Below are 14595 nucleotides of genomic sequence, written 5' to 3'. Positions count from 1 at the left end.
CATAGTCATGTTTAGTTCAATAATATGGTTGTCATGGATGGTGCCCATACATCATTTGGCGAGTGTCGGTCTATTTTTCTTGACAATTCCGTTTACAATTTCCAGTAGATTTAACATGGCTGACTCTTTAATTATGATTTTGCAAGGCGCATCGTCCTTTAATGATTTTTCAATTATATAGAAGCTCTTGATTCTGGCATAAGACTCAGAAATCAAGGCTGCTAAAATTCGATTTAGCTTTCCCTTATTGTGGGTGTTATTAGTTTAAAATTTTAAGATTATTTAACAAATAAAGGCGTTTAGAGTTATCGGTAATAATCACTATTGTTTCATTATTGGCACTATTCTATCATACTTTCACTATTGATTCGTAATTACATCAATAGTGAAAATTTTAAGGAGGCAACAATTGTTATTTTTGAATTATATCCGGATAAAATTCAACAATGAATAAATTCACACTGGTTTTTTCACTGATTTTGTACTTCACCTTTTCCCAAGGTGCTGTTTTCGGTCAATCCTATGACATTAGTTTTCGCAGAATATCCCCACCGGGAGGCTTTACTCGTGGTGCTATACAATCAATTGCCCAAGATGATCAGGGCTATATATGGATGGGTAGTCGGCAAGGGCTTATCAGGTATGATTCGAACAATTCAAAATGGTTCACCCCCATGCCCAATGATTCGCTAAGCTTGGCCAGTGAAGAAGTATCGCATGTTTTTTGCGATAATGAGAATCAAATATGGGTAGCAACGAATAAGGGGTTATGCACATTTGACCGACGGACACAAAATTTTGAGCGAATAGAGTATGTGTACGAAAATGGTTCTATTAGGAAGTCCAGGGTTTTGTCACTGTTACAAACAAATGATGGAAGGTATTTGGTAATCGATAAAAACAATTTTGGTGTTCTGGATGAAGCTACCAAAAAACTGAACCGAATAGCAAACAATGAAATTAGGGCTCCGGAAGTCTTGTATAAGGACGATGCCGATAGAATTTGGCTAGGCACAAAATCAGGTAGCATATTCCGTTTTTTTCCATCCACAAATTCAGTAAAAAAGCTTTTTTCAGTGGATGCCAAGGTCACCTCTATTTACGCTGAAAATGACCTTATCTGGGTCGGAACCGAAGAAAATGGTGCTAAAGTCTACAATCAGGATGGTGAATTCATAAGGCAGATTTCTTTTGAAAACACTTCTAAAAGTCCAAGATCGGAGCGAGTAAGAGCGATAAAAAAGGATTCTAAGGGCAGACTTTGGTTCGGCACGGATAACGGGCTATACATGGATAATGGTGAAGTTCTAAAATCTTTTAATCCAGAAGACTACCCAGGAATACCACACAATTCTATTTTTCAGATCTATGAGGATAATTCGGGGGGTGTTTGGGTCGGTACTTGGTCCGGAGGTTTGGCGCTGATACACCATTCCGACAACAATTTTAAAACCTACCGGCACAGCAAGTTCTACAATTCCATCAGTAGTAATGTAGTCAGTTCTTTTATACAAATCGGAGAAAATGAATTGCTGATAGGAACAGAAGTTGGGGGATTGAACTCTTTCGACCTTTCTACCGAAAAGTTCAAGACTATTCCATTGGATAAGGAAAATCAGGTCAAGAACATTAAGTCGCTGTACAGGGACAAAAACGGAGGTATTTGGGCCGGTACCTTTAGGAGAGGATTATGGTACAAGCCCGCAGGTGCCTCTTCATTTCAAGTATTCAAACGCGGACCGGATGACGGCAAGCATATATCTTCCAACAGTGTTTACGCTTTGCACGAAGCGAATGATGGCATTTGGATCGGAACCTTCGGAGGTGGGATCAATTTCTATAGTTTTAAAACAAAAAGGATGCGTCGTTGCTTCCTCAACAATAGTAGTGGCATTCCCATGTCCAATCTCGATGTGTTGTCTATTCTGGTAGACAACGGTTCCAATCTATGGGTAGGAACTTTAAACAATTCGCTGTATCGAATCCACCTACCTTCAGGAACTATTAAAAAGATTACGAATAATCGATCTTCAGGTAACCGAGAAAATTACACGGTATATAGCTTATGGCAACATAGCTCTGGTAAAATTTTGATCGGAACAAAAGTTAACGGAGTATTGACATATAATCCAGATTCAAACAGAATTGAAAATTTTGAGGACGTTTCTTTCCTTAGACAAAAAAGTATCTATGGTATCATAGAAGATTTTGAAAATAATATTTGGTTCAGCTCAAATAATGGACTGGTCCTCTACAACCCCAAAAATAAAAGCAGACGTCATTTCGTTTTTTTAGATGGCATTCAAGGAGATATATTCAGCCCGCAAGCCGTATTTAGGGATGATAAAGGGCATGTATATTTTGGTGGTACGAACGGGTTCACTGGCATTGATCCGAACGAGATAAAAGTCAATTCGAAAAGACCATATACGATAATCAATGTTTTGAACACAAACGATCATAAATCAATTTACCCTGTTTATGGTGAAAATCTAGAAATTAATCCTATCCAATTACGCCCTAATGAAACAACATTTCGCATCAACTTCTCTGCTGACAATTATTTGATTCCCAATAAAAATAGGTACAAATACCGTCTATTAAACTATTACGATGATTGGATACCCTTAGAAAATGAGGGCTCCGTATTATTTACCGGACTCGAAGCTGGCGAGTACAGCTTTCAGGTAAAAGCCTCCAATAATGATGGAATTTGGAGCGACACGCCTACACAGATGACAATAATAATCGATGAATACTGGTACAAAACTACATTTGCCTATATCATCTATGCAGTACTACTAGCTACTATCTTATATTTTATAAGTCGTTTTTACCTTGAACGTCTAAAACTCAAGAGGGAATATCTACTTGAGAAAAATCAACGTAAGAACGAAGAACATATCCATGAAATGAAGCTTAAGCTTTTTACTAATATTTCGCATGAATTCAGAACTCCTCTAACACTGATCTTATGGCCTCTAAGGCAGTTGATAAAATCAAAAAACATTCCACAAAAAGACCGGGACAATCTGGCTATCGCGAAACGTAATGCTCATCGTCTGCTTGAGCTCATCAATCAAATTGTTGAACTAAGAAAGCTCGAGAAAGGTGAAAGCAAATTAAATATTGGCGAGGTCGATATTGTGAAATTGGTCAATGAAGTTCAAATGGGTTTTAGAGGTGAAGCGGAATCTAACCAAATCAGTTTTATTTTAAATACGGACTATTCTTCGCTTATAATCGAGGCTGACCAACAAAAGCTCGATACGCTCATTTATAACCTACTCTCAAATGCTTACAAATACGTTCAATCCCACGGTCAAATTAAGGTAACAGTAGAGAAAAATGTAGGTATAACGTCAAACGCCTTTGATAATCAGTTAAGCTATGGCCAAATAAGTTCTGATAGTTTCATTCAGCTTACCGTAGAAGACGACGGTTTTGGAATTGACAATGAGGATCTGTTTAAAATTTTCAATCGATTTGAGCAAGGAAAACTCAATAAAAAAGAGGATGCGAAAGATGTTAAGGGAAGTGGAATAGGCCTTTCTATTTGTAAGGAATTAACTCTATTACATCAAGGCCAAATTACGGTTCAAAGCACTTTGGGCAAAGGTTCTTGCTTCACCATACTTTTGCCAACCACACAGAAGGCACAAAGAATCCTTTCCGAAAGCCATCAAATTGTCAAAAATTTACGCGTTGAGGAAGAAGTAACGATTGTATCAAAAAACGAAATTAGTCAAGAAAATCGTGCGCAGATTTTGGTTGTAGAGGACAATCTGGATTTTAGTTCGTTCATCTGTGATTTTTTAAGGGATTATTATCAAGTGAAATATGCGATAAATGGATCTGAGGGATTGGCTATTTTAAAACAGTCTAAAATCGATGTTATCGTATCGGACGTAATGATGCCGGAAATGGATGGGTTCGAATTTTGTAAAATTGTCAAAGCACAACTAGAAACTAGCCACATACCAGTTATCCTGTTAACCGCTCTATCATCGTCAGGAAACGTTTTGACGGGATTGGATAAAGGCGCGGACGCTTACTTGGTAAAGCCTTTTGATGAGCGGATATTATTGAAACGGATTGAAAATCTATTAGAACAGCGCAGGCGGATACATAGTAATTTCACGAAACGTTTTATTTCGAACAAAACGCTTGAAGCAGGTGGACTTGATAGCTTTTTTCTCAATAGAATACGTGCGGTCATAGAGCATAATTTGTCTGATGAAGACTTTAGTTTGGAAAAATTGGCGGAGGAACTAATGATCAGTAGAAGTAATCTTCATAGAAAAATAAAATCTCTTTCCGGACTTAGCACCACTGGGTTCATTAATTTAATAAGGATAGAATGTGCCGTAAAGTTGGTCAGGGAAAAAAATTATCGATTCAACGAGGTTGCTTATCGTGTAGGCTTTAGTTCCCAATCGTACTTCACACGATGTTTCAAAAAAGTATATAAGGTAACTCCCCAAGAGTATTTTAAAAACCTACGGGTTCATGCCGAACATCCTACATTTCCAGGGGTATAGGACGGTTCTTCCCCAATTTAAAATTGCAATAGTAGCATTGCTAAAGAGGTTCATCGGGTTTATGATACGAATCGATACAAAAGTTATTCTCTTTTTGTTAAAGACGTGTATTTTGTCATAAGCAGCAAAAAGCCTAAAACAAAAAGCTCAGCAGGTTTTTTCCCGCTGAGCTTTCTGTTTATTCCCCCATCAAAGGAATCTAAAAAAATCAGATACCCAATTGTACATTTCGAATGTAAATTCTACCGTCTACGTGGGAGGCCCAACTAGCGCCGGCACCGCCTCTAAAAAAATTATGTTTGATTACATTGACAAAGTTTTTGCTAGGATTTGTTGACCAAACCATATTCCTTTTATCCAAAACAACAGTAAAGTTATTGGAACCGGAAGGACCAATGGATAATTTCGCAACGCCATTCGCATTGCTACCGGTATTGGATTTAAATTCCATTACGATGGTATACCATTTGTTCCTCACAATAGAATACTTTTTACCAAAATCTTCACCACAGCGATCGGTCATGTTTTTATGGTAGATATATGGGAAGAATTCGCCAGTAATAAGTTTGTCATTGTCTACGACGCACTTATTCGGGTTCGGTCCTTCCCCTAGGCCTCTCCACATTACTCTAAAACTACCCCCTTTATTGTTCTTGGCGTCGTCGCCGCGGCATCCGCCCGGACCATCCCCGGTAAACATACCGTAACCTAGTTTTCCTCCTCGATCAAAGTCGAAATATCTATCGAATTTGATTTGAAATTTCATTTTATAACTTGTTTCGTTAATACCTGACATAATTACCTCGGGCTGCGTTCTCTTTGGGTAGCAGTTACCGGCATTGTTCGGACTCTCTATCCCTCCCTTTAATACAATGGTTTCATTGCCCTTGCCAGAACTTACCGATGAGGTCGATTTTGTTTGCTCCAATACCTCCTGTTGTATCTCTAAATCATCGACTCCCGCTTCGCGATCGCAAGAATATATGAAGATTAAAGAAACGAAGAGCAGTTTTAAAAACCCTGGCCTAATTTTGATTGTCATACTTTTCATAATTCTTATTTTATTAAACTTTGTTATACTTATTCTATAAAAAAACACTTTCAATACTGGATGTAATCTATCTTATTAAGGTGAGGATTTGTATAGACTAATCGTTTTGGTCTTTAATTGTCGAAAGTCCTGTTATCGAAAAGGCGGTTCATCCTTAGAGAATCACAGGTTTTTTTGGTGACTAGCTCCCTGGTGCATATACCATATCTTTCGAGCCTTATTCCCACTTCGATATCTATGTTCAAGAGGATATACAAGTGAGCTGCTGAACGTATACATTCGTTAAACTGACACCATTTACGGTCGGCCAGTCGATATTCGGTATTTACCCGATAATCGAGATTGAATGCTCTGACGCTTGCCTTGGGTCGAAATCTAAATTGAATTTCCTTTCAATTCCTAGACGGCTTGCCTCTGGGTAGTTTATTTTTAAACTGGTTCGACTAATTTAAGCGATTAGCCCGCTCGGTAATAATCACTATTGCTTCATTACTGTCAATATTGTCCCACATTTTTTCTATTGTTTCGATATTGCATCAATAGTGAAAATAACGTACCAGCAGCAATTGTTCTTTCAATAATGAAACGGTTGCGTGCGTGCTAATTCCAAGCAGAGTAAGCCGGGTTTGGCTATTTGACTCGAAATCCTGTAAAGATTTGGGGATGAGCTTTGTCATAATAGCATGGTTATGCCTACGCTCTTGCCTGATTGATCGGAATCAGGATACCTTCTACGATAAACGGGAATAAAAGGAAAAAAAATGGCGGGGCACAAGGCCTCGCCATTTTAAATTTTGATATGACAACAATTAGTTGATACCACATCTTCCGTCTCTTCTCCATCCCCTTCTAACACGGGTAAACAGAAAATTACGATATACTACTTGGTCTCCTCTTCTATATCGAGTGGAGCGATTAAAAGGTTCGACATCTGCGCAGATGTCGGTAACGATTTCTCCCTCACCACAAATTCCTAGAAATCTCAATCCATTACCAAGTGATTCGTATAAAAGGTTTTGATCGTTTAAGTTTCTAACTAAACGCTCTCCTCTGGGAAAATCAGAGGCGAAAAAATTACCGGTCGGAAACGTTCCCGCTCCTGAACAATTCAAATCGGTTTGAATGGGGTTAGCCATAGGAAGACCTAATTCAAAGGATCCATCCTCAAAAAAAGTAACCTTACGTACTTGGTCAGAGTTATCGATTTCGGTAAACCAAAAGCCCCTGGTTCGATTGAGGGGTTCCGACTTTTGAACTACGATACCAAAGATTTCGTAGTAAAGTCCGAATTGAAACTCCTCCTGCCCGCTTCCTCCTGAACTGCTTACCCTGGCATAACAACCTTCGTCCGTCAAATCCCAAATAGTGGGTGCCGAAGAGGTCGTACCGTTCGGTAGTCCATAAAAAAGACCATTGAACCGTTCCAACTTAAACGGGCCAATATCACAGATGGGAATCGTGTAATCAACAAAATCTACAAAGGTTTCCGCAGTAATGACGACTGGATTACTCGCAGAGTTTGTTGTGCTTCTCGCACTGACACTGCTCAGGTCTTCCACCATATTCGATAAGGGGTCTGCGAATTCCAGATTTTCGGCGGGAACATCTTGATTGACATCTTCTTTGTTGCAACTGACAAGGAAACAGGTAATCACTAGCATAATTGAAATCTTCTTCATAACATATGATTTTTTGAATTAATAATTAAGAATTTATCTTTTTGTCGGGGTATTCTTAAATAATTACAGAAAACGCTGAACTTTTCGGAATATCACAACTGTGTTTTAGGTAATGAAAAGATAACCAAGGGCTTTGCCCCATTAATAAAAATTAAAAAAATGCGGATTGCAGAGAATTGGAAATCGGATTAAGTTCTGGATTGAAAAACCTATAGTCGAGATTTGATTATGACAGACCCGTACGGGAGTGTATTTATAAGGAAGGTTGATTTGATTCTTTTAAATGAGGTGAGTATAAACGCTGGAACTATTCAATACCCCTATCGAAAGGCTATTCCAAAATCAAAACAAAGCCATCCATCATTCTGTGATTGGTTTTGATACTCCAATATAATCTGGCGTAATTGCGACACCCAATGAAGAGATAAATTGTCGCAAGAAATTCACTTCAAACTAAGGCAGCCAGATTTATCGAGAGTAGCGCATAAGGCCCTCAATACCCTATTAGACTAATTAAATATCAAGACTATTGAACCACGCTGTCTTCCGGCAGCACTTCAAAAGCGGGAACACCGACTTGACATCGGTGTACGCTCTTGGCTTCGATTCTGCCCCTAGTAAGCAAGGCAAAAGGTAAAATATAGGGGTCGGCCTTGTTGTAGTCGACTTGATAACCGATATCCTGAAGCGAAGCCACGGTAAGCCTGCTCAACGGCATTTGGCCAACATCAACATAACCGGTCATCAACTCGGTGTCGAATACAGATTCCCTCCAATGTCCTTCCCGAGTGCCCTGTCCGCCTGTATTGGCAAGGGGCACAAAACCCGAGGGGGCGTTTTTCAATGTGGCGTATTCCGCTATGGCATTCGACCCTTTAAATTCCGGGTTGTCCGATCCGGTTCCCTCGATCAATCCGAAGGTCGACCAAAGTGTACCGATACCCAGGACATGGCCCATTTCGTGCACGATAACCCCGGTCAGTGATCCATCGTCTTCCATTTGCTGCAGGTCGGCCGAATCAAATTGCATGATGCCCCTGGCGGGTAGCATACTCCCAGGTCGAAGCTGGGTGGGCCCCGCTTGCCCTAAAATCCCACCGGAACCATCGATTACGATACCCTCGGCGTCGATGACCAGGTCATCTACCACCCCGATATCCGTATTGACCGAAGGCAGATTGCCAACGATGATTTCCGACCAGCGGTCAGCGGCGATCTGGAAGGCCGCCTGTTGACTATTGGTCAGTCCGCCCAAAAAGTTGACTTCTATCTTAAAAGGCGAGGTCGGTTGCGGGGTGTCATTACTTTTTATAGCGAGTGTCCATGATTTTAAGGCTCCCCCATCGAGGTTGGCCTGGTCTTTGACGATCAATTTCCAAATTCCGGTAGGGGATATTCCTTGAAAATCTGCCAGATTGCCCTCTGGCCGAAAAGTTCCGGTGTAGGGTGCCGAGCCGGAAGTGATTTCCTCCGAAGCCGCATCATCGAAAGTGGTATCGTTAAAATGATCACCGCTTCCTCCTTCACTTTCCACGAGGACGACTTCCTTATCGTCAGGGCTGACGATACTGATTTTTAGATCGCCCGTAAAGGTGTGATCCAAATCGATGGTGACACATACCTCCGCCACATTGATATCGCTAAGACCTTGCACATTGATTTGTGATGTTATCGTTGGCGTTCCCGTGGCCGGGATAGGTGTCAGGGTTCGGTTGTTGAAAACAAACGGTCCCGTATTTTCGACGGGTTCGTCCGTAATGATTTCAAGCTCCCATTTATTTAACGATCCGCCATCTTGAAAGGCGCGATCGGCAATTTCCAAACTCCAGTTTCCGTTGGCATCGGTGCCATTGAATTGATTAAGGCCTTCAACAGGACGAAATACCCCTTGAAAGGGAGCCGTGCCGCTACGGATAGCTACACTTGCATTATCGTCAAAAGTCGTTTCCTCAAAATCATCGCCGCTGCCGCCTATTCCGGTTACCAAAAGTATACTTGTACCATCTGGACCTTTTAGTCGTATTTCCAGATCGCGGGTATACGAATGGTCAATGTCCAATTTTACATTTACATCGGTAATATTCCCACCGGTACCCTGCACGGTAATGGTCGAATTAATTTCATTTGGAGCACCCTCGTCAATGGGGAGTACCTGTTCGTTTTTAAAGTGATAGATTTTCATAGGTTTTGTTTTATAGTGTTGCCGGGTTTTTTGGGGAGGCTACCTTACCACGCTACACCATGGCTTCGAGACTATCCCGGTAGTGTTTAAAGAATCGGTGTATACCGGAACATCGGAATTATTTTAATCCCGAAAACCGACGTGGAGGTTCGGATCTGCGAACCTTTGTTTAAAAATAGGCATTGTTTTCATATCAGTCAATCCCTAGAAATGGTGATTGCCCATAGGGTAAACCACATCCTGTTCGGGAATAAAAATTAGGGCTTTCTGTGGATGATGCATTGCCGTTTTTTTCTTTTCGGATTTAGTTCAGAGCCTTGCGTTTGAATTGCCTTTTCAAAATTGGCTCGATCCCGGTTACGTATTGAAGGGCACATGGTCACGGTGCGGAGCAATATTGAAAAGCACGGCTCGCAAATTTTTCCATCAAACTGATTAGGAACAAATAGCGTTCAAGAACTTATTTTCTCGATATAATGCACCTATGGGGTCAATGGGCGGTTGAAACTTACCTACATCGACTAGTTTTTTCCCGCAATCGGATTCGGGCCAATTTTGTCTTAAACACACTAATATGAAAACGATATTAATTAATGTCAAGAAGGAATTCACCAAGGAAAACGTATTGGTGGCCATCAGCTGTCTCATTTTATCACTGACCATATTTTTTATCATGAAAATTATGGCGCGCTAGCATGAGCCACTAGCACGTTGGCAGTAACACCTTGGTAAATATCCAAGATTTTCTGATGCCTGTCATTTTTAGCCCTATTTTTCGGTCTACAGGACTCGGTCTTAAATGCAAACCGCCATATTTGGGAAGGCCCTCGCCTTATCTAAAATGACCTTGGTTCAGGTAATTTTTTGAAATAAACGTTTCTCCCCCGATTCACACAGAATTTTCGGCAATCCGTACAAAAATCACCGGATCGACAAACAGTTCTTTTTAATTTGTTCTAAGATATCCCCTTCATTTATAGTAAGTAGTACCAACCGCTCTACTATCGCTTCCCCACAGAATGGAACCACAGAGACTGTTTTGACGTCTCTCGACTAATTCGCTTCAATAGTGGGGCGACTTCGCATGTCCTAAAAGATTTGCAACCATGCCAACTTCTTCGTTACTCACAGGTTTGAGCAAGCCCTTTTCATCATACAAACGGCTTTTTGGAATGCTTATGATCGGTGCCGTACTGATCGGTGCTATGGCCGCTGGTTATTATTTTCACATTAAAGTTAACGAACACAATTTTAGGGAGGCGAAACTCCGAAATCTAGATTCCTACTTCGATATTATTTCCAGGCAACTAACCAATGATGTACAGTCCTACAATTCACAAAATAAAGTAACGCCAGCTGCGGTCGAAGATACATTGCGCAAACACGCCGATGCGATTGAAATTGCGATTGGAAAGGATTGGAAAAAACCGAAAAGGGCCTTACGATTCGATCAGGAGTTCGACGATTTTATACTCCTTATCCGGGATACCGATTCTACCGGAATACATACCGACATTTACAAGAGTTCGTTGGCGGGACTGGCCATTCCGCCCGATTCCTTATTTGCAAAGAACCTTCTGAATATCGGAGTTTCCATGGCGATTCCCCAGGAGGATATCAAATATCAGCTTTTCGGACGGGAATATGATTTCGTAACGCCTTTCAATCGTTTTGTTCGTCTTAAGATTACCATTATCGGGCTGGTGAAAGCGGAACATTATAATGAAAATATCAGAAAACTAGATCCCTGGATTATTGCCCTGTTGACCACCTTTTTGTTGCTTAGTCTGTTTGGGCTACCCTACTTCAAAATGCTCTTTATTGCCGAAGACGAACGCCTTTCGAGCAAGGATGTCATTCTTTCCGGTATTTCGATTATCGTGGGCGCGCCTATCATGATGGTAATTTTCCTGTCCTTAATGAGCCACTATTACGACTACTATCATGTGGTACCCGATGGGTTGAAATCCTTGAGTACGGATATTGGAGCACGTTTTGAAAAGGAAAATGACCAGATTGTTAGACAGCTCCATACAATTTCCCTAAAAAAAGAAGATTCCTTACAAAAAGATGAGAAGCTGCGCTATTATGAAGGACCTGAAACCGATTCCCGATGGATGGACCATTTCAAGTTCATATCCAAAATCAATCCAAAAGGAGAGGTCTACTATCACCTCGCTCTGATCCAAAAGGATAGCAATAACATAAAGAATACCAAAACCTTGGATAGTAGGCCCTATTTCAAAGACTTTGATACGGCGACCAATGTTTGGCATGCACAGTTCGGCACTGAATACGTTATGCGACCGGTCGTTTCTATAGAGGATCGAACCGAAGAAGCGGTCTACATTCTCAACAACCCTTCGGATGCGCTTTCCGGCTATCGGGTGGGGAGTGTACAGTTAAAATCGGTGCACGAGCCCATTTTACCCTTTGGGTATCAATTCGCGATTGTTGACGATAAGGGCGAAGTATGGTTTCACTCGGAAGAGGGTAGGGCCACCTTGGAAAATTTCTTTACGGTGAGTCGTCAATTCGATGAATTAAAGGCGGCGGTCATCGGGAGAATCAATGCCGGTGGCATGGTCAATTACCGCGAAAAAGGGAAATTGTTCAATGTCACACCCGTCGAAGGAACAAACCTTAGTGTTATCGCTTTCTATGATATCGGGCTTCTTCGTACCCGTGTTTCGGAGGTGCTTACTTTGGCAAGTACCGCAATCGCCTTGGCATTTCTCTTGATGTTTCTGATAACCATACTGTCTCTGATCATTAGAAATCCTAAACTCGGTCTGTACCGCTACGATACCTTTCTGTTCGAATTTTTGACCCCAAAAAAAGGCAAAAGGGATACCTACATTCTTTTGTCAGGTCTTTTTACCGGTATACTGTTCATTGCGATCGGTATTGGTAGTTGCTTTCCCGTAGCACCGGCGAAGGTGTATATTATCTGTCTCTTACTGGGCATTTGGGCCTATCTCACCGTGTACTATACCTTACACCCATATCGAAATAGAAAAGCTATAAAATTCAGGGTACGCGATTTCATGCTTTTAGTGGTCATCGTTTCTTTGAACGTACTCATGGTACGTATGAATTTGGATGCATTTGGATTTTTGACAGTAGTTATCATCGTACAATTGTGTTTTCTGTTTTTTATCGTCCGAGGACAGCTTTTTTCCATCCCGGAGGGCATACGGAAGTTGTGTAAGCGCTCATTCGTCAATCTTCATATTGCGTATCGATATTGGTATTCCATTTTTCTGTTCAGCTGGTTGGCATTGGCTGCTATCTATCCCTCATATCTCTTCTTTCAGAAAGCGAAGGAAGTTACCGATGCAGTGTGGTTCAAGACCGATCAAATGCATATGGGCGAACGTTATATAGCCAAAAAGCGCAGTATTGTTCAAAAGCTACCTCAATTCGATACCCTTAAACCAAGGTTTTCGCAACTCTACAATGCACACTTGACGGAGGGGCTGTACCCTAAGAATGTAGTGTTTTCGTATCAAGACATTATTAAGACCTTTACCCTGAAGCCCAGTGAATTACTTTTCGATGCGTTTTTGTGGAAGACCCGACCGGTATATGACGAACGGGTTCGGAAATTTCAAGCCCTGGTACACCAACAATCGCAGGATAGCCTTTGGGAAAGTAAGCGGTCGACCGACAGTCTTTCCTTTTCACTAAAATATCCCGATAGTAAAGGTGGCATCAAGGTCGCTGTGCATAACGATGAACAATTTATGAATCCGGATTTGGGTTTTCCGTATTTAAAATTGACCGGCATTCTTCTCATTTTGGCTTTATTGTTCTCTTTGATTTTATTCTTTGTAGACCGATTCTTTGCCTTGCGTTTTAGGCATCTGCGGCCCAATGATTTTGACACTGACACGGAAAAGGGTTATGTCAAAAAATTCGGGCGGATGCTTCTTGCCGAAAAATCGAACTCGGGCCTTTTCTTGATTGGACTACCTTTTTCGGGGAAACGCCATTTCGCTAAAAAAATCATTGCGGCTGCTGGTTATAAGACCGTGGCCACGCTCTCCATGCTCCGGTTGGATAATGTGGACATCAATGCCGACATTTCCGAAATACTGGGGGTACTGGCTACGGGATTTAGAAAAAAGGATGATGGACTATTTGTTTGGGAAGATCAGGAGGTATTCATCATCGAGCATTTAGAACACAATCTGAAATCGTTCGATGCGAACCACACCAAGTTAAAACTCATTTCGTTCTTGATTTCCGAACGGAAAAGAGTGGTATTGATATCGGAGGTCTATCCCAGTCAAATTTTGGCGCTCTATGAAAACCCTTCAGCAGATTCCGGTCTGCCATGGGGAAGCTTGGAGGATGATTTCAATTCTTGGCGCAATATCCTGAGTGCCTTTCCGCAGGTGATTATCGGCATCACCCAAAATAAGGCTCGGGTCTATGAGGTTTTAAAGGCAGAATATAAAAACATTCCGAGGGCTTTCGACAAAACAATTTCCCCCTTGGTCAACGAGTTGGGGCATAGCAAGTTTTTACCCACCCTGGCACCGGTCATTTTATCAAAAACATTGTACGGATCTGAAGACCCCGATGACAAGAGCGAGCGGCTTGATCTTCAACGCATGACCATGCATACCCAGAATGTGGCCCACGGATACTACAATGACATCTGGAACTCATTACCCACCCGTGAGCGCTATATGCTCTATGATTTGGCCAAAGATGGCTTTTTGAACATCAAGAACAGGCATTCGCTCTTTTCACTTATGAAAAAGGGATTGGTAGTATGGCGGGATCGCCCGGCTATCTTCAATTATAGTTTCATGAATTTTATCGTTACCTCCGTATCATTGAACGAGGCCTTGCGCTTGGAAAATAAACACAGGGGTAAGAGCTCTTGGGGCTCATTGCGTATCCTCTTCTATCTGATTATTTTGACCATCATTATATTCATTGCTTTGGGAAAACCGGACCTGATTACCGATTTTGATGCAGCCATCGGGGCCTTGGGCGGTTTAGGGGTCGTAATCCCCTTGGTCAGTAAATTTCTTGCTTCGGGTGGGCGAAAGTAAATCTAATAACATGACGCATAATACTATTTAAAAGGCTATAAAAATTAAGGAACTGTTGTACAATACCATAACG

General features: G+C 41.4%; 5 protein-coding genes. 2 read left to right on the top strand and 3 right to left on the bottom strand.

Translation table 11 applies throughout. The annotated features are described in order from the left end of the window. Positions 1-446 precede the first annotated feature (446 nt). On the top strand, positions 447-4541 hold the full coding sequence (locus FGM00_RS12970; RefSeq protein WP_138853322.1) for a hybrid sensor histidine kinase/response regulator transcription factor: 4095 nt from the start codon (positions 447-449) through the stop codon (positions 4539-4541). 208 nt (positions 4542-4749) lie between these two features. On the opposite strand, the gene FGM00_RS12965 is transcribed toward FGM00_RS12970, so the two are convergent. The 3 genes from FGM00_RS12965 to FGM00_RS12955 all read right to left on the bottom strand — a co-directional run bounded on the left by FGM00_RS12965 (position 4750) and on the right by FGM00_RS12955 (position 9453). Further along, complete coding sequence (locus FGM00_RS12965; protein ID WP_138853321.1) at positions 4750-5592, bottom strand: polysaccharide lyase; 843 nt, start codon at positions 5590-5592, stop codon at positions 4750-4752. A gap of 809 nt (positions 5593-6401) precedes the next feature. Beyond that, positions 6402-7271: a hypothetical protein gene (locus tag FGM00_RS12960; RefSeq protein ID WP_138853320.1), complete on the bottom strand. Its 870-nt coding sequence runs from the start codon at positions 7269-7271 to the stop codon at positions 6402-6404. A gap of 526 nt (positions 7272-7797) precedes the next feature. Next, a complete protein-coding gene (locus FGM00_RS12955) occupies positions 7798-9453 on the bottom strand; it encodes a proprotein convertase P-domain-containing protein (protein WP_138853319.1) in 1656 nt (551 codons plus the stop codon). 1106 nt (positions 9454-10559) lie between these two features. On the opposite strand from FGM00_RS12955, the gene FGM00_RS12950 reads away from it, so the two are divergent. Then, positions 10560-14522 carry a cache domain-containing protein gene (locus FGM00_RS12950; protein WP_138853318.1) on the top strand — a complete coding sequence of 1321 codons (3963 nt, stop codon included), beginning with the start codon at positions 10560-10562 and terminating at the stop codon, positions 14520-14522. Positions 14523-14595: the final 73 nt, after the last annotated feature.

Source organism: Aggregatimonas sangjinii (genome assembly GCF_005943945.1).
GTDB classification, from domain to species: Bacteria; Bacteroidota; Bacteroidia; order Flavobacteriales; family Flavobacteriaceae; genus Pelagihabitans; species Pelagihabitans sangjinii.
Note: the sequence above shows the minus strand (reverse complement) of the source record. Positions and strands in the feature narration are given on the sequence as shown.

Excerpts from the sequence above, each read along its gene's own strand:
- FGM00_RS12970 (WP_138853322.1), top strand. The coding sequence starts at position 447 with ATGAATAAATTCACACTGGTTTTTTCACTGATTTTGTACTTCACCTTT.
- FGM00_RS12965 (WP_138853321.1), bottom strand. The coding sequence starts at position 5,592 with ATGAAAAGTATGACAATCAAAATTAGGCCAGGGTTTTTAAAACTGCTC.
- FGM00_RS12960 (WP_138853320.1), bottom strand. The coding sequence starts at position 7,271 with ATGAAGAAGATTTCAATTATGCTAGTGATTACCTGTTTCCTTGTCAGT.
- FGM00_RS12955 (WP_138853319.1), bottom strand. The coding sequence starts at position 9,453 with ATGAAAATCTATCACTTTAAAAACGAACAGGTACTCCCCATTGACGAG.
- FGM00_RS12950 (WP_138853318.1), top strand. The coding sequence starts at position 10,560 with ATGCCAACTTCTTCGTTACTCACAGGTTTGAGCAAGCCCTTTTCATCA.